The organism is Pseudoalteromonas phenolica, from assembly GCF_001444405.1.
In the GTDB taxonomy this organism is placed as follows: Bacteria; Pseudomonadota; Gammaproteobacteria; order Enterobacterales; family Alteromonadaceae; genus Pseudoalteromonas; species Pseudoalteromonas phenolica.
On the sequence record NZ_CP013187.1, the window covers coordinates 327,123 to 344,725 of the forward strand.

22 protein-coding genes are annotated in these 17,603 nt (G+C 42.5%); 7 read left to right on the forward strand and 15 right to left on the reverse strand.

Features of this window, described 5'->3' with window-relative positions:
- Positions 1-48 precede the first annotated feature (48 nt).
- The 12 genes from mgtE to PP2015_RS01575 all read right to left on the reverse strand — a co-directional run bounded on the left by mgtE (position 49) and on the right by PP2015_RS01575 (position 9,298).
- Positions 49-1,407 (reverse strand): magnesium transporter, encoded by a 1,359-nt coding sequence (gene mgtE / locus PP2015_RS01520; RefSeq protein WP_058028592.1) that lies wholly within the window; start codon positions 1,405-1,407, stop codon positions 49-51.
- A 118-nt stretch (positions 1,408-1,525) separates the two neighbouring features.
- Positions 1,526-1,801, reverse strand: a complete 276-nt coding sequence (locus PP2015_RS01525) for an HPr family phosphocarrier protein (protein WP_058028593.1) — start codon at positions 1,799-1,801, stop codon at positions 1,526-1,528.
- Position 1,802: 1 nt separating this feature from the next.
- Complete coding sequence (gene rapZ, locus PP2015_RS01530; RefSeq protein WP_058028594.1) at positions 1,803-2,651, reverse strand: RNase adapter RapZ; 849 nt, start codon at positions 2,649-2,651, stop codon at positions 1,803-1,805.
- Positions 2,652-2,668: 17 nt separating this feature from the next.
- A complete protein-coding gene (ptsN, locus tag PP2015_RS01535; RefSeq protein WP_058028595.1) occupies positions 2,669-3,121 on the reverse strand; it encodes a PTS IIA-like nitrogen regulatory protein PtsN in 453 nt (150 codons plus the stop codon).
- Positions 3,122-3,123: 2 nt separating this feature from the next.
- Positions 3,124-3,411, reverse strand: a complete 288-nt coding sequence (gene hpf, locus PP2015_RS01540) for a ribosome hibernation promoting factor (protein ID WP_058028596.1) — start codon at positions 3,409-3,411, stop codon at positions 3,124-3,126.
- 28 nt (positions 3,412-3,439) lie between these two features.
- Positions 3,440-4,960, reverse strand: coding sequence for an RNA polymerase factor sigma-54 (locus PP2015_RS01545; RefSeq protein ID WP_058028597.1), 1,521 nt, complete (start codon positions 4,958-4,960; stop codon positions 3,440-3,442).
- Between the two features lie 47 nt (positions 4,961-5,007).
- On the reverse strand, positions 5,008-5,733 hold the full coding sequence (gene lptB, locus PP2015_RS01550) for an LPS export ABC transporter ATP-binding protein (protein WP_058028598.1): 726 nt from the start codon (positions 5,731-5,733) through the stop codon (positions 5,008-5,010).
- 2 nt (positions 5,734-5,735) lie between these two features.
- Complete coding sequence (gene lptA / locus PP2015_RS01555; RefSeq protein WP_058028599.1) at positions 5,736-6,260, reverse strand: lipopolysaccharide transport periplasmic protein LptA; 525 nt, start codon at positions 6,258-6,260, stop codon at positions 5,736-5,738.
- Positions 6,250-6,804 carry an LPS export ABC transporter periplasmic protein LptC gene (lptC, locus tag PP2015_RS01560; protein WP_058028600.1) on the reverse strand — a complete coding sequence of 185 codons (555 nt, stop codon included), beginning with the start codon at positions 6,802-6,804 and terminating at the stop codon, positions 6,250-6,252. Before lptC ends, lptA begins: the two co-directional genes overlap by 11 nt.
- A complete protein-coding gene (gene kdsC, locus PP2015_RS01565; protein ID WP_058028601.1) occupies positions 6,801-7,352 on the reverse strand; it encodes a 3-deoxy-manno-octulosonate-8-phosphatase KdsC in 552 nt (183 codons plus the stop codon). The genes lptC and kdsC overlap by 4 nt, the downstream gene beginning before the upstream one ends.
- Positions 7,353-8,324, reverse strand: coding sequence for a KpsF/GutQ family sugar-phosphate isomerase (locus PP2015_RS01570; RefSeq protein ID WP_058028602.1), 972 nt, complete (start codon positions 8,322-8,324; stop codon positions 7,353-7,355).
- Positions 8,325-8,338: 14 nt separating this feature from the next.
- Positions 8,339-9,298, reverse strand: coding sequence for a calcium/sodium antiporter (locus PP2015_RS01575; protein WP_058028603.1), 960 nt, complete (start codon positions 9,296-9,298; stop codon positions 8,339-8,341).
- A gap of 189 nt (positions 9,299-9,487) precedes the next feature.
- Between PP2015_RS01575 and PP2015_RS01580 the strand changes: the two genes are divergently transcribed.
- The 7 genes from PP2015_RS01580 to murA are packed head-to-tail and all read left to right on the forward strand — an operon-like array spanning position 9,488 to position 14,127.
- Positions 9,488-10,294 (forward strand): ATP-binding cassette domain-containing protein, encoded by an 807-nt coding sequence (locus PP2015_RS01580; protein WP_083496624.1) that lies wholly within the window; start codon positions 9,488-9,490, stop codon positions 10,292-10,294.
- Positions 10,291-11,070 (forward strand): lipid asymmetry maintenance ABC transporter permease subunit MlaE, encoded by a 780-nt coding sequence (gene mlaE / locus PP2015_RS01585; protein ID WP_058028605.1) that lies wholly within the window; start codon positions 10,291-10,293, stop codon positions 11,068-11,070. Before PP2015_RS01580 ends, mlaE begins: the two co-directional genes overlap by 4 nt.
- 15 nt (positions 11,071-11,085) lie before the next feature.
- Positions 11,086-11,631 (forward strand): outer membrane lipid asymmetry maintenance protein MlaD, encoded by a 546-nt coding sequence (mlaD, locus tag PP2015_RS01590; protein WP_058028606.1) that lies wholly within the window; start codon positions 11,086-11,088, stop codon positions 11,629-11,631.
- A gap of 2 nt (positions 11,632-11,633) precedes the next feature.
- Entirely contained in the window at positions 11,634-12,308 is a 675-nt protein-coding gene (locus tag PP2015_RS01595; RefSeq protein WP_058028607.1) for an MlaC/ttg2D family ABC transporter substrate-binding protein, read from the forward strand.
- Entirely contained in the window at positions 12,298-12,594 is a 297-nt protein-coding gene (locus PP2015_RS01600) for an STAS domain-containing protein (RefSeq protein WP_058028608.1), read from the forward strand. Before PP2015_RS01595 ends, PP2015_RS01600 begins: the two co-directional genes overlap by 11 nt.
- A 5-nt stretch (positions 12,595-12,599) precedes the next feature.
- Complete coding sequence (ibaG, locus tag PP2015_RS01605) at positions 12,600-12,857, forward strand: BolA family iron metabolism protein IbaG (RefSeq protein WP_058028609.1); 258 nt, start codon at positions 12,600-12,602, stop codon at positions 12,855-12,857.
- 10 nt (positions 12,858-12,867) lie between these two features.
- Positions 12,868-14,127, forward strand: a complete 1,260-nt coding sequence (gene murA, locus PP2015_RS01610; RefSeq protein ID WP_058028610.1) for a UDP-N-acetylglucosamine 1-carboxyvinyltransferase — start codon at positions 12,868-12,870, stop codon at positions 14,125-14,127.
- A gap of 279 nt (positions 14,128-14,406) precedes the next feature.
- On the opposite strand, the gene PP2015_RS01615 is transcribed toward murA, so the two are convergent.
- The 3 genes from PP2015_RS01615 to PP2015_RS01625 form a co-directional block, all read right to left on the reverse strand.
- Complete coding sequence (locus PP2015_RS01615; RefSeq protein WP_058031512.1) at positions 14,407-15,492, reverse strand: trypsin-like peptidase domain-containing protein; 1,086 nt, start codon at positions 15,490-15,492, stop codon at positions 14,407-14,409.
- A 134-nt stretch (positions 15,493-15,626) separates the two neighbouring features.
- Entirely contained in the window at positions 15,627-16,979 is a 1,353-nt protein-coding gene (locus PP2015_RS01620; RefSeq protein WP_058028611.1) for a Do family serine endopeptidase, read from the reverse strand.
- A 160-nt stretch (positions 16,980-17,139) separates the two neighbouring features.
- Positions 17,140-17,598, reverse strand: coding sequence for a Z-ring associated ZapG family protein (locus PP2015_RS01625; protein WP_058028612.1), 459 nt, complete (start codon positions 17,596-17,598; stop codon positions 17,140-17,142).
- Positions 17,599-17,603: the final 5 nt, after the last annotated feature.

The following is a 17,603-nucleotide window of genomic DNA, read 5'->3' on the forward strand; positions in this document are numbered from 1 at the left end:
AAGTAAAAGCCCGCGATATTGAGCGGGCTTTTTTGTATTTGAAGTAGGTTAAACTAAGAACCAGGTTGCGGTGCCTAAGAAGGCAAAAATACCCACAATGTCTGTCACTGTGGTGAGTACCACACTGCCCGCAAGCGCTGGATCTATGTTCATACGCTTTAAGATGATTGGGATACTGGCTCCGGCAATACCGGCTGCAAGTAAGTTCATGAACATGGCGAACGCGATCACGCCACCGAGTACAAAATCCCACTGCCAAATAGCAACAACACCGGCAATTAAGATAGACCAAAGTACACCGTTTAATGCCCCGATAGCGAGCTCTTTACCAAGTAAGAACTTTTGGTTAGTGTTATTGATATGCCCGAGTGCAATACCACGAATGACGAGCGTTAGGGTTTGGCTACCAGCGACGCCCCCCATACTCGGTACGATGCCATTAAGTACCGCTAAAATAGGGAGTATATCTAGGGTACTTTCGAAAAAGCTTGCGACAAAGGCAGCAAGCAAAGCGGTTAAAAGGTTAATACCAAGCCAAATAGAGCGGCGTTGGCTACTTTTTAAAACCGGTGCGAAGGTATCTTCTTCATCATCTAGACCTGCCATGCTTAACATGCTGTGTTCGGCGTCTTCACGAATAACGTCTACGATGTCATCGATGGTGATACGACCAAGCAGTTGCAGGTTATCATCAACAACCGCAGCTGAAATCCAGTTATGACGCTCGAATAGTTGCGCCACGTCACTTTCATCCATTGAAACGGGAATGGTTTCTTTCTCATCATCCATGAGGTCGGCAACCACTTTATCAGGTGGATTAGTTAATAAAGTTGAAATAGGCAGCGCGCCAATAAATTGATTCTCTTTATCTACAACATATAAGTCATCGGTGCCATCGGGTAACTCGCCTCGCAGACGTAAATAACGTAACACCACGTCGAGCGTCACATCAGGTCTGATGGTGACCGTATCTGTACTCATTAGCGCACCAGCAGAGCGCTCCTGATAAGACAGTGCTTGTGTTGCTCTTGCTCTGTCTTGTGCGTCCATTGCTCCGACAACGTCTTGATAGACGTCTTCAGGTAAGCTTCTTAGAACTTCACCTAAGTCATCGTCATCCATATCCTCAGTTGCGGCTGCAATGAGTTCAGGATCCATTTGGTTGATAATACCAATACGAACGTCTTCGGATAGCTCTTCAAGTACATCACCTTGGATGTCTGGGTCAACTAACTGCCATAATTGCGTACGGACTTTATGTGGGGATGACTCTAGTAGTAATGCGGTATCGCACGGTGGAGTTTCAGCCAGAATACGCCTAACCTGAACAAACTGACCATTGTTTATTGCGTGCGTTACTTGTTGTAATTGTTGCAACGTATAGTCTTGTTCTAAGGCTTCTGGCATAGGCAATCCATTTATTGAGTGGTGTGCACCGAGAATAAAGGTTTAGGCAGTTACTATGAATGCCTAAAAAGAGTACCTTAAGTTTAACGTAATTTTTGCAGAGTTACCAAGTGCTTGGTTATTCATCTTCATGAAATTTTTGTGCTATTAACTCACCAATGGCGGTCAGTGCGGGCTCGGCATCAGGGCCTTCGCAGCAAACTCGGAGTTGCTTGCCATGACTACTTTCAAGCATGAGTAGAGCAAGGACACTGTCACCAGGGGCTTCTTTATCATCTTGATATAGCGTGATTTGCGCATCAAATTGCAGGGCTAACTGCGCAAGTACTGTGGCAGCACGTGCGTGCAAACCACATTTATTCTGAATTAAAAATGTATCTTCTACTTTGACCATATTAGTCTGCGTCTTGCTCACGGTGACGAATTTGCACATTGTTATGCGTTTTGGCAAAGCTTTCACCAATGGTTTGTGCAAGGTAAACAGAGCGGTGTTGGCCGCCTGTACAACCAATTGCAATGGTTAAGTAACTGCGGTTATTGCGCTCTAAGTGAGGTAGCCAAGTCTGCACAAAGGTTTGTATCTGCCAAGTGAACTTCTGCACTATGCTATGGCTTGCTAGATAATCTTTAACTGGTTGATCTAACCCAGTAAGTGGTTTTAGTTCTGGTTCCCAATGCGGGTTTGGCAGAAAACGTGCATCAAATACATAATCGGCTTGTTTAGGGATGCCATGTTTAAAACCAAAAGATAAGAAAGTAATGATGAGCTGCTTATCTTTTTTACCAAGAATTTGTTCTCGAATAGTTTCTGCAAGCTGATGAACACTTAAATCAGTGGTATCAAGCAGAACGTCTGCGCGTGTAATTAATACATCGAGTAATTTCTTTTCTTCTTTAATCGCTAAATCAAGCGGTAAATTATTTAAAGAAAGTGGGTGTAATCGACGCGTTTCTGAAAAGCGTTTAATCAGTGCCTGATCATCACTGTCTAAATAGAAAAGTGTTGGGTTTGCAAAGCCGGGTAAGTATTCAAGAATGTCATTAAATTCTTGTTGCTCTTTTGGCAGGTTTCGCACATCAATACTGACAGCTATTTTGTCGTAGTTATCAGAGACACTTCTGACCAAAGAAGGGAGGAGGTTAACGGGAATGTTATCAACACAATAATATCCTAGGTCTTCCAATACCCTTAAGGCTACTGATTTACCTGACCCTGAGCGACCACTAATGATGATCAGTTCCATGGATTCCTCTCTATTTATTAATCTTGAAGCGCAATAAGTTGATAGAGTGCGTCATCGTCTTGTGCATGACGAAGTTGTTTACAAAACTCTTTATTGTTTAGTTTATCAGCAATTGCAGCTAAGGTCTTTAGATGTTCTGCATTATTACCTTCAGGTACAAGTAGTGCCAACAAAATATCGACAGGTCTATTGTCTATTGCGTCAAAATCAATTCCATTTTGGTTGGTCACTAAGATGGCAAAGATAGAGTCTATTCCTGCAAGTCGGCCATGAGGGATCGCTATACCCTTACCTATGCCCGTACTGCCTAATTTTTCTCGAGTCAGGAAGGCATCAAGGATTTCGTGAGCATTGTGTTCAGGAAGGTGCTGGCTCGCTAATTCACTAATGTACTCTAGCGCACGTTTTTTGCTATTAAAAAGGACCGCAGCTTTACTGCAGTCCTTGTTGATAATCGAGCTAAGTTTCATGGTTAGTGTCGAGTTAATTTCTCTTTATGTTTGATAACTTGGCGATCGAGTTTATCAACGAGTTTATCAATGGCTGCATACATATCTGAATGTTCATCTGAAGCGAAAATTTCAGCTCCATTTAAATGAACAGTGGCTTCGGCTTTTTGTACCAGCTTCTCAACATCTAAGATCACATGAACGTTGTTTATGTGATCAAAATGCCTTTCTAGCTTTGCAAACTTCGTGTTTACATAGTCTCTTAATGAATCTGTAATTTCTACGTGACGACCAGTTAAATTTAGTTGCATAAGCATTTTCCTTCTCTTGGTTTACGTCTTAAATCAGACTTTTACGCTGATTTGACGGTGGAATAGAGAGTGACTCGCGGTATTTTGCAATTGTACGACGTGCCACTTTGATTCCCTGTTCTGCCAATATATCTGCAATCTTGCTGTCGCTCAATGGCTTAGCAGTGTTTTCTGCAGCAATTAGCTTCTTGATCAATGCCCTAATCGCAGTGGATGAGCATTCACCTCCGTTTTCAGTGCTTACGTGACTTGAGAAGAAGTACTTCAACTCAAAAATGCCACGGGGTGTATGCATGTACTTCTGAGTGGTGACACGAGAAATGGTAGACTCGTGCATCTCGACCATCTCAGCAACATCATTTAAAACCATAGGCTTCATTGCCTCTGGTCCATGTTCAAAGAATGCCTGTTGTTGTTGCACAATGCAATTAGTAACTTTCATTAAAGTGTCATTACGACTTTCTAAACTCTTGATGAACCATTTGGCTTCTTGCAAGTGAGAACGTATGAACTGGCTGTCTGAGCTTGATTTAACTGAACGAGACATTGCCGCGTAATGATCGTTAACTCTTATTTTAGGCATGCATTCAGGGTTTAGTTCGACAATCCAACGGCCTTTCACTTTTTTCACTGACACATCAGGAATAACGTACTCAGATTCTTCACGGATAATACTGGCGGCAGGCTTAGGGTTAAGACTATGAATAAGCGTCATCACTTCTTTTAACTCAGGCTCTTTGAGCTTGGTCTTTTTCATGATGGTGCGGTAATCACGGCTAGCGAGTAAATCAATATGTTCGCTTAACACCATTTTTGTTTCAGCAATGAAAGGCGTATCTGCATCAAACTGATTGAGTTGAATACATAAGCATTCTTGTAAAGAGCGAGCCGCAATGCCTACAGGGTCAAATAGTTGAATGCGTTTTAATACAGCCTCAACTTCATCGAGTTCGATTAACTCTTCATCATTGCCTTCATTAATACTTTCGAGAAGCTCTTCAGTGCTGATAGTCAGTAGGCCTGCATCATCAACTGCTTCTACGATGGCAACGGCGATGGCTTTATCTGTAGGGCTAAACGGGGTGAGCTCTAATTGCCACATCAGGTATTCATGCAGTGTTTCAGTGGTTTCACCCTGATAAATGGTTTCGTCTTCAGGCATTGGACCACTGCTGGAGCTTGGAGCAGCGCTCATGTATTCGTCCCAAGTCACATCCATGGCTAGATCGTCACTGACCGTTTCTTTGCTAAGTGCTGCATCACTATCAAGCTCGTAATCGCTGGTCGGCTCCTCACCGTGACCATCATCAGCAGAATTAGAAAGTTGCTCGCCAGAGTCAGTATCTTTGGCTGCTTTGTCTGAATCATTGTCATCAGCACTTGGTTCTAGTTCTGATTCATCAACTTCAAGTAAAGGGTTGCTATCCAGCGCTTCTTGGATCTCTTGTTGCAGATCTAATGTGCTCAATTGCAGTAAGCGAATTGCTTGCTGCAATTGTGGTGTCATGGTTAGTTGCTGCCCCATGCGCAGCTGTAGCGATTGCCTCATGTATTTCTAACAATCCTTTTTGTTATTTGGATAATGTCTTGCATTAACTATAGACGGAATTGTTCACCTAGGTAGACGTCTCTAACGGTTTGATCAGCTAAAACTGATTCAGGTGTACCTGACGCGATTAATTCACCATGTGAAACAATATAAGCTTTCTCACAAACATCAAGAGTTTCTCTTACGTTGTGATCTGTAATGAGTACGCCAATGCCGCGATTTTTTAAATGCTCAACAATTTTCTTTATATCTAACACTGAAATTGGATCAACGCCAGCAAAAGGCTCATCTAAGAGGATAAATTTAGGGTTAGCGGCTAAAGCGCGAGCAATTTCTACTCGTCGACGCTCACCGCCAGATAAAGCCATGCCCTGACTGTCCCTAATATGCTGAATGTTAAACTCATCAAGTAGGTCGTCTAAAGTTTGCTCTCTTTGGATTTTGTTGAGGTCTTTACGTGTTTCTAAAATAGCCATTAAATTTTGATACACGGTCAATTTTCTAAAAATGGAAGATTCCTGAGGAAGATAACCAATACCCATACGTGCTCTACTGTGCATAGGTAGTAAAGTGATATCTTCATCATCTATGGTGACTTTACCTTTGTCACTTGGAACAAGACCGACAATCATATAAAAGCTGGTGGTTTTACCTGCCCCATTAGGACCAAGTAGACCAACAATGCTTCCTGCTTCTACACTCAGGCTCACATTTTTCACCACTTGGCGACCCTTATAGCTTTTAGCTAAGGCCGTAGCTGTTAACACACTCATGATCATTGACCTTGTTCAGGGTTAGATTTTGGAGACTTTTTCTCGGGCACAAGAATCGTGTGCACTCGTTGTTGGTTTTGCTCGTTTCGCTCGGCACTGATCAATTGTTTTTCGATGTCATAAATAATCGCTTCAGCCTTGATAACCTGACCTGCTTGATTTATTTCGGCCTTGCCTTTGATAGTAAGCAGTCTATTTGCAACGTCATATCTTACTTCTTCAGCGCTAGCACTTAACAAAGTACCATCGGCTTGCTTTTCAATAAACCGTGCGGGTTTACCTGTCGCGACTAAAAGCTGTTTGTTTTCACCTAGTTCTTCACGTTGATGAACTTCAAGTCGATCGGCGTAAATTTCACGATTGCCATGAATTATTTCAACATTTTCTTCAAAGATGCCAATGTTTGTCTTTAATTGTGCTTGCTGTTTACCAGCTTTTATTGACACTTGAGACATAGATGCTTCTTCAGCATAGCTGAGGTTAGAAAAGCCGAGTAACAGAAGTGAAAGAAATAGTTTATTGGTCATAATAAATGGTTCGCGTATGGTTAATGAGCTCAATAATTTCAGTATTGAGATCTGCATTGAGGCCTTGTCCCTTAATATTTAAGTGAGGCCCAACAATTTCTACGGGTAGATCTGAGCGCATTGAACGCTGAGTAATATCTACTTGAATATGGTCTGCGCTTATTTGGCTGATCATTGCGCCTTCAGTGAGGTTAAGCGCTTTTACATCACCCTCTAATATCAGCATGTTATTTTCATATAATGTCGCTTCATTGGCAGTAAGCTGCCAATTTTGCGGCCCATTAAACAGGGTAAATGTGGGGGCGGTAAAATGACTGAACCCCAGCTGTTGATAAAGCTCCATTTTATTGGCTTCGACTAAATAATTTCGTAAGCCCGCTTCTGAATATTTGGTTTGTTTCAGATCTGTCGCTATGTAATCTGGTGTGGCGATGCTCTCTTCATCAGTGGCATCTTGTTTTTCAGGTTGATTAAAATAAGGTGACCATATCCAGTACATGGTCAGTGCAAAAATAACCAGTAATATGGCACGGTTCACCGTCATGCGCTTGTTCCTGATGTCCCTAGGGTCTGACCCTGACACAACATAATTAAGTCAGTTAACTCTCTCACAGCACCAAATCCACCTGGTAATAATGTGGTGTAGTGCGAAAGGTTTCGAATAATTGGATGCGCATCGTTAACAGCAACAGCAAAACCAACTTGTTCCATAACGGGTAGGTCAGGACCATCATCACCAATATAAGCAATATCGGCATCTGTTAAGCTTAAGCTTGCTTTCAACTCTTCGTAGGCTTGCACCTTATCTTCTTGTCCTTGGTAAATATGCTTAACGGTTAAACTAGTCATACGCTGCTGAACAATTTGTGAATGACGCCCAGTGATCACGGCAACTTCAACTCCAGCGTTGATGAGGGCTTTTATGCCAAAGCCATCTTTGGTGTTAAATGCTTTAAGCTCTTCACCTTGATTACCAAGATAAATTCGGCCATCAGAGAATACACCGTCAATGTCGCAAATTAGCAGCTTAATCTGCTTTGCTCTCGATACCACATCTTGGCTGATTGGCTGATACAAATCCGCAAACTGCATTTAAATTACTCCTGCCTTTAATAGGTCTTGCATATTCAGAGCACCAATAGGGCGATTAGTTTCGTCAACCACAATTAAACCATTAATGCGTTTGTTTTCCATAATATTCAATGCTTCAGCTGCCAACATATCTGCTTTTGCAGTTGTACATTTAACAGTCATTGCATCATCAATTTTAGCGCTGTGCAAATCTAGCTTTTGTTCAATAATACGGCGTAAATCACCATCGGTAAAAAGACCCGCTAAGATACCTTGCTCATCAACGATCGCTGTCATGCCTAGACCTTTACTCGAGATTTCAAATAATGCATCTTTAATGAGCTTACCTGTTTTTATAATAGGCAGTTGTTCACCTCTATGCATAATGTCTTCGAGGGTAAGCAGTAAACGTCTTCCTAGAGAACCTCCAGGGTGAGAAAGTGCAAAGTCATCTGCGGTAAACCCGCGAGCTTCAAGCAATGCTACTGCGAGTGCATCGCCCATGACGAGTGTTGCAGTGGTGCTTGCGGTAGGAGCCAAACCAAGTGGACAGGCTTCTTTTGAAACCGCAATACATAAATGGATATCTGACAGGTTAGCCATTGAGGAGGTTGGATTACCTGTCATTGAGATAGTTTTTGCGCCAATACGTTTAATAACAGGAATAATATTGACCACTTCACTGGTCTCTCCTGAGTTTGAGATCAATAAGACCACATCGTCTTTGGTGATCATACCTAAATCACCATGACTTGCTTCACCTGGGTGCACAAAAAAAGCGGGAGTACCTGTGCTGGCGAGTGTAGCTGCAATTTTATTACCTATATGCCCTGATTTACCCATACCAATGACAATAGTACGACCCTGACAGTCAAAAATAGTTTGGCAAGCATCTATAAAGCTATCGTCAATGTATTGTGCAATTTCATCAATGGCTTGCTTTTCAATATTGATGACATTTAAAGCGGTTTTGGTGAATTGTTCAGCAGTCATGTGCACTCCAACAACTAAATAATGTAATACATGTATCCGATGAACGCCGCAAGTAGAAGGCCACCTTCAATGCGGTTGATACGTCGAGTGCCTTTGAGGCTTAAACTCATCGCGATCAATATAAATGTCGCGCCAAGCATAATATAAATATCGCGATGTGCGATATTGGCATCTATATTTGCTGGGTTTAAAATCCCCGCAATAGAAAGGACCGCGAGAATATTAAAGATATTTGAGCCAATGATGTTACCCATTGCTAGGTCATCTTCATTTTTAAGTACACCAGCAATACAGGCTGCCAGTTCAGGTAAACTGGTACCTATGGCAATAATCGTTAAACCGATTAATAAGTCGCTCATGCCAAAATACTTTGCAATGTCTACGGCTGCGTCGATAAGATAGCTTGAGCTTATAGGCAGTAATACCATACCGACTACTAACCACAAAATGGCTTTACTGGTTGGCACATCATTCGGCACTTCATCACAGGCTTCAGACACTAAAGGGTCATCACCTTGGCCACCAGAACGTTTAGTTAAAATAAGTAGGGTCGCGAGAAAGGCGATGAAGGCGGCAAATAATACAAAGCCTTCAGTGCGGCTAAAATGGTTATCACTGACGATAAACCAAGCACCCAGAGAAACGACTACAAGTAATGGCATCTCACGTTTCAAGATTCCTGAACCTACAGAGAGAGGACGCAACAGCGCGGTAATGCCTAATACCAGTAATATATTGGCGATGTTCGAACCAATGGCATTTCCAACCGCTGTATCCGTTTTATCTGCAAGGGCAGCCTGTGCTGCAACCATCATTTCTGGGGCTGATGAGCCCATTGCCACTATCGTTAAACCTACGATTAAAGTAGGTACGCCAAAATTTCTCGCTAATGCAGCCGCGCCAAAGACAAAGCGGTCTGCACTCCAAACTAACGCGGCAAAACCAAGTATCAAAATGATGAAAGATAAAACCATAAAAAGAATATGCCAACAACGAAAACAAAATTGGGCAAATAGTATCAAAAGCATAAAAAAAAGTATAAACAAAACGCTAGGTAAAAGCTTTATTCAAGGTACTTACAAAATTTTACGAATTCCCTTTTCACACTAAAACTAAAAAAAAGTATGATATGCAGATTGGTGAACCAGAATGTGGAGCGCGACTTGTCGCAATCAATTATCGAAATCAAGGATGTAACTTTCTCTCGAGGTGATAGGACCATCTATAAGAACATGAGTTTCTCGGTACCAAAGGGGAAGATAACCGCAATTATGGGCCCGAGTGGTATTGGTAAAACCACCATGCTGCGCCTTATTGGCGGTCAGTTAAAGCCTGATAGTGGCGATATTACTTTTGAAGGGCAAAGCGTACCGGGCATGACTCGAGCAGAATTGTATGAAGCCCGTACAAAAATGAGCATGCTTTTCCAAAGCGGTGCGTTATTCACAGATATGTCGGTGTTTGACAATATAGCTTTCCCTCTCAGGGAACATACACAACTTAGCGAAGAACTAATTCGACTTGTTGTTCTTATGAAGCTTCAGGCCGTCGGCCTTCGTGGTGCGAGAGATTTAATGCCATCAGAACTATCAGGTGGTATGGCAAGACGAGCAGCTCTAGCTCGCTCAATTGCTCTAGACCCTGAGCTTATAATGTATGACGAGCCATTCGCAGGACAAGATCCCATTTCAATGGGGGTATTAGTACGTCTAATTAAGTCGCTTAATCAAGTATTAGGTTTGTCTTCATTGATTGTGACACATGATGTCACAGAAGTACTGAGTATTGCTGATCATGTTGTGATTATTGCTGAACAAGGTGTAATAGGTACAGGTACGCCAGAGCAAATGTTGCAACATAGTTCGCCACTGGTTCAGCAATTCTTAAAAGGTCTATCTGATGGACCGGTGCCTTTTCATTTTAAAGCTGCGCCTTATGAAGATGAACTTTTACTAGGAGCTCAGCAATAATGGATTTTTTACAAGTCATTGGTCACAAAACTCTCAGTCGTTTTGCCTCGTTAGGGCGTGCAACACGCATGCTATTGGGGGCACTACTTAGCATGCCTAATTTTAAAAAAGGCACTCCGCTATTAATCAAGCAATTATATATGGTTGGGCACCAGTCATTATTGATCATCATGGTGTCGGGCTTATTCATCGGTATGGTACTGGCTTTACAAGGTTATACCGTTCTAGTGGGTTATGGTGCTGAAGACAGCTTAGGCCCGCTGGTTGCCTTGAGCCTGCTTCGAGAACTTGGCCCAGTTGTTACTGCATTACTATTTGCAGGTCGAGCGGGCAGTGCTTTAACGGCCGAAATAGGTTTGATGAAAGCAACCGAGCAGTTATCAAGTTTAGAAATGATGGCAATTGACCCACTCAAAAGGGTGGTAGCGCCTCGTTTTTGGGCTGGTTTTATCAGTATGCCGCTGTTGGCACTTATTTTCTCAGCAGTTGCAATTATAGGTGCGCACTTAGTGGGCGTTGATTGGTTAGGTGTCGACTCTGGCAGCTTCTGGTCAATTATGCAGTCTCAGGTGTCGTTCCAACAAGATATTTTAAATGGCATGATTAAGAGCTTCGTTTTTGCACTGATCGTGACATGGATTGCGCTTTACAAAGGTTACGACTGTGTTCCTACATCAGAGGGGATCAGTAAAGCGACCACAGAAACAGTTGTTCATTCGTCGCTGGCCGTTTTAGGTTTCGACTTTTTATTAACAGCGGTGATGTTTTCAAGTTAAGGGTTTTGAGAAATTATGAATACACGGAAAATAGAAATTTTAGTTGGCTTATTTGTCGCACTTGGCGTTGCAGCGTTTGCTATTTTAGCGCTTAAAGTCGCCAACTCAGGGATCAGTGGTAGTGGAGATACTTATACACTGAGCGCTAAATTTGAAAATATTGGCTCTTTAAAAACACGTGCGCCAATTAAAGTGGGTGGTGTTGTGATTGGTCGCGTTGAGAGTATCTACATTCATCCGCAAGAATTCTTACCAGTTGTGAATATGAGCATCGATGCGAGCTACGAGTGTCAGTTTTCTGATACGACTTCGGTCTCTATTTTAACATCAGGTATTTTAGGTGAGCAGTATCTTGGCATTTCACCTGTTATTGCAGCAGAGTCAGCAAAGCAAAGCTGTATGGGGAATGAAGTGACTAGTAATGCAGGTTCTGAGCTAGATGACCTTTTTGGTGTCGAGAGTGTTGCGCTTAAAAATGGCGACATGCTGACAGACACAAAATCAGCATTAGTACTTGAAGAATTGATTGGTCAATTTCTGTTTAACCAAGGTGGGGAATAATCATGTTTAAAAAGTTTCTTATGGTCGTAGCTGGTGTAGTCATGTCTGCACAGGCGCTTGCTTCATCACCAGTAGATTTGAGCGACCCGTACAAAATGGTTGAGCAGGTTGCCGATAATACCTTTAAACGTGTGGCGAATGATCAGCAGATTATTGCCACTGATAAAGAGCATTTACGTGTCATCGTCGAACAAGAATTGATGCCATATGTTGATTATAAATATGCTGCTTATCGCGTGCTTGGTAGTTACATTCAAAAAGTACGTACTATGACCGATCCCGCAGAGAAAAAGCAGGCTGTTGAGAACATTAAAACTTTCATTGATGTGTTTCAGCGCTACTTAGTTGCGACCTATGCAGGCGTTTTTACACAGTATAAAAATCAAAAGGTGGAGTTTGGCGAAGCTCGTAGTTTTGAAGGTGATGATGTTGCGGTGGTAAAAACTCGCATTGTTGAATCGGGTAAGCCAGATATTAAAATTGACTTTAAAGTGCGCAAAGGCAAAGACAATGAATGGCGTGCATATGACATGATGGCTGAGGGTATTTCATTACTTGATGCAAAACAAACTGAACTGCACGGTGTTCTTCGTCAGCAAGGCATTGAACATGTCATCGAACTTTTGGATAAGAAGAGCCGCTTACCAGTTCAATTTAGAGGTGACGATGGCAACTAATCTGCAGTTTTCACCACAACAAGAAGGTGTGGTTGCCATTAAGGGAGAATTAACCCGAAATAGCTTAATTGATGAACGCCTTCTTAACCAACAGCTACAAAGTACGCAGTCAGTCCTATATTTTGACCTTTCTGAGGTGTCTAGGGTTGACACGGCGGGCTTAGCTTGGTTAATTCACTCTTTAGGTCTTTTGCAACGCCAAGGTAAGCGCCTTGAGCTGAAAAATATACCTGAACAACTGCATAAGCTAATGGAGTTGGGTCAGGTATCTAACTTATTTGAGTGAATCTAATGGAAACAAACCAAGTCGAAGCGGTATTACAAGAAGCATTGTCACTAGAAGAAGTCATAGTTAAAGCCAATGGTAGTCACTATGAGGTGATTGCAGTTGGTGAATGTTTTGACGGGGCGAGTCGAGTTAAGAAGCAGCAGCTAGTATACGGTCCTTTGATGGATGTGATCAAAGATGGCACCATTCACGCTTTAAGTATTAAAGCCTTCACGCCTACAGAGTGGCAAAGAGAACGTAAATTTATCCTTCCTCAATAACGGAGCCACAATGGATCAATTTGTAATCCAAGGTGGCACCACCCTAGCTGGTGAAGTCACAATTTCGGGCGCAAAAAATGCCGCCCTTCCTATCCTTTTTGCTGCGTTACTAGGTAATGGCAAGAGCATATTTTCAAATGTCCCTCAGTTGCGTGATATAGGCACAACTGAAGCGTTACTAAAGACACTTGGTGCAGAGGTAAAATGGCACGGAGATAAGCTTGAAGTAGACGGTAGCACGGTTGATAAGGTGCTAGCACCTTACGAGCTTGTAAAGCAAATGCGTGCATCGGTGTTAGCTTTGGGACCTTTATTAGCCCGCTTTGGCCAAGCTCAGGTTTCATTACCAGGTGGTTGCGCCATTGGTGCCCGCCCGGTTGATTTACACATTCGCGGCCTCGAAAAAATGGGTGCAACCATCGTAGTTGAAAATGGCTATATCAATGCGACGTCTTCGGGTCGGTTGCAGGGCGCTGACATCTATATGGAAACCGTGAGTGTGGGCGCGACTGAAAACTTACTGATGGCAGCAACGCTTGCTGATGGTAAAACCGTTTTAGAAAATGCTGCACGTGAACCAGAAATTGTTAATCTTGCAGAGTGCCTAGTCGCTATGGGGGCAAAAATTTCAGGTGCGGGTACACACCGCATCGAAGTTGAAGGTGTTGAGCAACTATCTGGGTGTGAACATAAAATCTTACCTGACCGAATTGAAACGGGTACTTTTTTGGTAGCAGCGGCGATGGCAAAAGGTGAGGTGTTATGTCATAACACTGACCACCAAAGCTTAGAGCCTGTGCTTGAAAAGTTGAGAGATGCCAATGCGCTAGTTGAGGTTCAACAAGACAGTATCTACATCGATATGCGTCAGCGTGAATTAAAAGCAGTCAACATTAAAACCATGCCTCACCCTGGCTTTCCTACAGATATGCAGGCGCAGTTTACCGCGATGAATGTGGTGGCAAATGGCAGTGCAACAATCACAGAAACGATCTTTGAAAATCGCTTTATGCATGTGCCAGAACTACAGCGTATGGGTGCAAATATTCGTCTAGAAGGTAATACGGCCATTTGTGGTGATACTGAAAAGTTATCAGGAGCACAGGTGATGGCAACTGATTTACGCGCCTCTGCCAGCTTAATTTTGACAGGGATTGTAGCGCAAGGTGAGACGGTAGTTGATCGTATCTATCATGTAGATAGAGGGTATCAGCGTATCGAAGATAAGCTCAGCAAATTAGGTGCGAATATTAAACGTCGTCACAACTAATTACTGCTTATTTGTTCTGAACTTAGAAAGCGACTTTTTAACAGGTCGCTTTTTTGTGCGCGCTTAGACCGTTTGTTTTATACCTATCCCATTCATTAAGCGTTCTATTTTGTGGCAAGGAAAACTAGTCGATAACGAGGCGGAAGTTTGCTATTTAGTTGTTCTAAATAAGCAGTTTTCAAAGAAGTTAGCGCCCGTAATAGTCCCTCAAAATAATAGTTTTTTTTGGATTGGTATTATTATCCAACTTGATAATAGCCAAGGTACTCTGAATTTAGATTAGTTCGTGTTAATTTCCAGCTCAGCGACAGTCAGAGTAATAGTGCGATGCTCACCATTTCTCAGCACCTCAAACTCAAGAGCTGTCCCGGGTTTAGTATTGCCAATAAATTGCAGAGTTTTTTGTGGATTAGAAATCGACTGGCCTGCAACTTTCACTATGATGTCTCTATCTTGCATACCTGCTTGCCAAGCTGGGCCCAGTGGGTCTAGTTCGCTTATCAGTAAGCCTACTATAGGAGTATATAAATCAGTTACTTCATTGCCTGAACTATCAACAGCTGTGCCTTTAAAACCCAAATAACCACGCACAACTCGGCCATCCACAATCAGCCTTTGCATGACCTGCTTAGCTAATTGATAAGGCACAGCGAAAGAGATCCCTTGTATATCTATGTTTAGACGAGTTCTAAATTGTGCAGAAGTAATACCAACGAGAGTACCATTTGAGTTAATTAAGGCCCCGCCAGAGTTACCGACATTCACTGCAGCATCCATCTGTAGCAAATTGTTATATTGGCTTTCTGTTAATGTTTGTTTTCCTGTGGCACTGATCACACCTTGTGTGATGGTTTGACCTAAATTAAGCGGATTACCTATGGCCAAAACCACATCGCCAACTCGGGGAATAAACTCATCGTCGGTTGGTATTACGGGCAAGTGTTGCCCGGGAATTTTTAATAATGCCAAGTCTGTAATGGTATCAAAGCCGATAACTTGAACATCATAAAAGCGACGACCATCGGTAAGGATAACCATGATTTGGTCTGCGTCATTTACAACATGGTAGTTCGTTAGAATGTACCCATCGCTTGACATAATCACACCAGAGCCAAGCTCTTGAGTGGTGTTGCGTCTTTGGTAGCGTGGCATAGATGAAATGCTCTCAGAGAAAATGGTCACTACGGCTGGTGAGGCTTTAGAGACTGAATCAGCGAAGCTCATATGGCTACTAGTGTAATGGCTGGGCATGGCCAGTTTCGGTAAAACGGCACTTTTTAGATTGGGTGAAAACCAAATTACTAAAAATGCAATCCCGAGACCAACAAAAAGAGGGGGAAGAATAAATTTAAAAAGTTTTAGCACGCCATCGCTCATTTTTATTCATTACACAACGATCTATTATTTTATCTTACTGAAAGCAGAATAGTAATGATGGCACAAATTAAAATGCAGCGACAATAAGACGCTGCATTTTTATTAGTTTATTTGAATAATGGTTATTGGATCAGAATAAACACTGAGTCTCGCCCACGCTTAATACCTAATACAATATTACCTTGAATATCTTCGATTAAATTGCTCATATCGCGAATGTTTTTAACGCGTTGGCGATTAACTTGCATTATTACATCTCCTTCTTCAAGGCCAACTCGCGCTGCGGGTGAACGCTCTTCGATACTAGATACAATCACACCTTGGTTACCGTTTCGTTCGCCACTTTCAAGTACGGCACCACGTAGCATTGGATGAACTTTATCAGCTTGGGCTTGGAGTTCCCCTTGACCTTTTAGCGTCACTTCTATGGTGCGTTTTCTACCATCACGGAAGACACCTAGCTCAATGGTTCGACCCTCACCGATGGTAGCGATTTTACCTCGAAGTTCTTCGAAGCTTTGGATGTCATCACCATTGAGGCTAACAATCACATCATTGGCTTTAATACCCGCTTCGCTTGCTGCAGAGTCTTTGACAACCTGCATAACAAAGGCACCTTGCTGAACTTCTAAATCTTGAGCTTTGGCAAGGCCTGCGTCCAATGTACGACCAATAATACCCAATGACCCTCGGCGTACTTGTCCAAACTCAATAATTTGGTCTACAAGGTTTTTCATCATATTTGAAGGGATTGCAAAACCAATACCGACATTACCGCCTGAAGCGCCAAGAATGGCAGTGTTAATGCCGATTAGCTCACCGTTTAAATTTACCAAAGCGCCACCAGAGTTACCTTGGTTAATAGCAGCGTCGGTTTGAATGAAGTCTTCATAGCCTTCAATATTTAAACCACTACGACCCAACGCACTGACGATACCTGAAGTTACGGTATGGCTTAATCCAAATGGGTTACCGATTGCGACAGAAAAATCACCCACTCGTAACTTGTCTGAGTTAGCAAGTTTTACTTCGGTTAAATTATCAGCGTCGATTTCCAGTAACGCGATGTCTGACTCTTTATCGCGGCCAACCAGCTTGGCGTCAAATTCGCGCCCGTCTTTTAAAGTAACAATAATTTTATCGGCTTCATCGATAACATGGCTATTGGTTACGACATAGCCCTCATTAGCATCAATAATAACACCTGATCCCAAGCCACTGAATGGACGCTTTTGATTACGAGGTTGTGGGTTACCAAAAAAGTAATCGAATGGGTCTACACGACGGCGAACCTCTTTTGCGCCCGATACTCGAATGCTTACAACTCCGGGCGTAACGCGTTCTAGCATTGGCGCAAGGGTGGGTAAAGACTGTCCGTCGACCGCGATAGGGAGTTTGGCTTCAACGGCTGTAGGAGACAGGAAGAGTGCAGTTGAAAAAATAGCAGCAGATAATAACGATAATTTTAGTTTCATAGTCAATAAGTACTCCGAAAAGTAATAATGCCGACTTTCTATAAATCATTTAAAAGCAGGCATATATCATTGATGATAGGTAAGTAAATTTTCGGCTTACTTACCAGTTCGTCATTTTTGGTAACTGTACTTACTGACTATGGGGGCTAAAAAAAGTTCATCAAGAGGCTTTTGGTTGCTCAATTTCTGAACTGTCACCTGAAAAGATACCTGTTTCACCTTCGGCATAATCACTAGGTTGAGCTGACAGTGAATCATTTTTAGCTTCACGGCGGCGCTCAGGGCGACTTTGAAGCGAGGCTTGTAGCTGTTCAGTGGTTTCTTTTGAGAAGAAAGGATCTTCAGGCACAGATGGTTTGACAGTCAGCAGTGCTTTATCTGTTTCTTCTACATGGGTAAGAAGCTGAGAATAACTGTCTTGCATTTTTGTCATCAACTTCTTCGTACTTGCAAGGTGATCTGCCACCTCTTGGCGATATTGTTCTAGTTCATGCTTCGCTGATTGTACTTGTTGCTCCAAATCGTCATGCTTAAGTTGCTTCTTGGTAAACATAGAACCCAAGAAAAATGCAGCAATTGCAACCACTACAATTAATCCTAACCAAGCAAATGTTGTCATAGAGA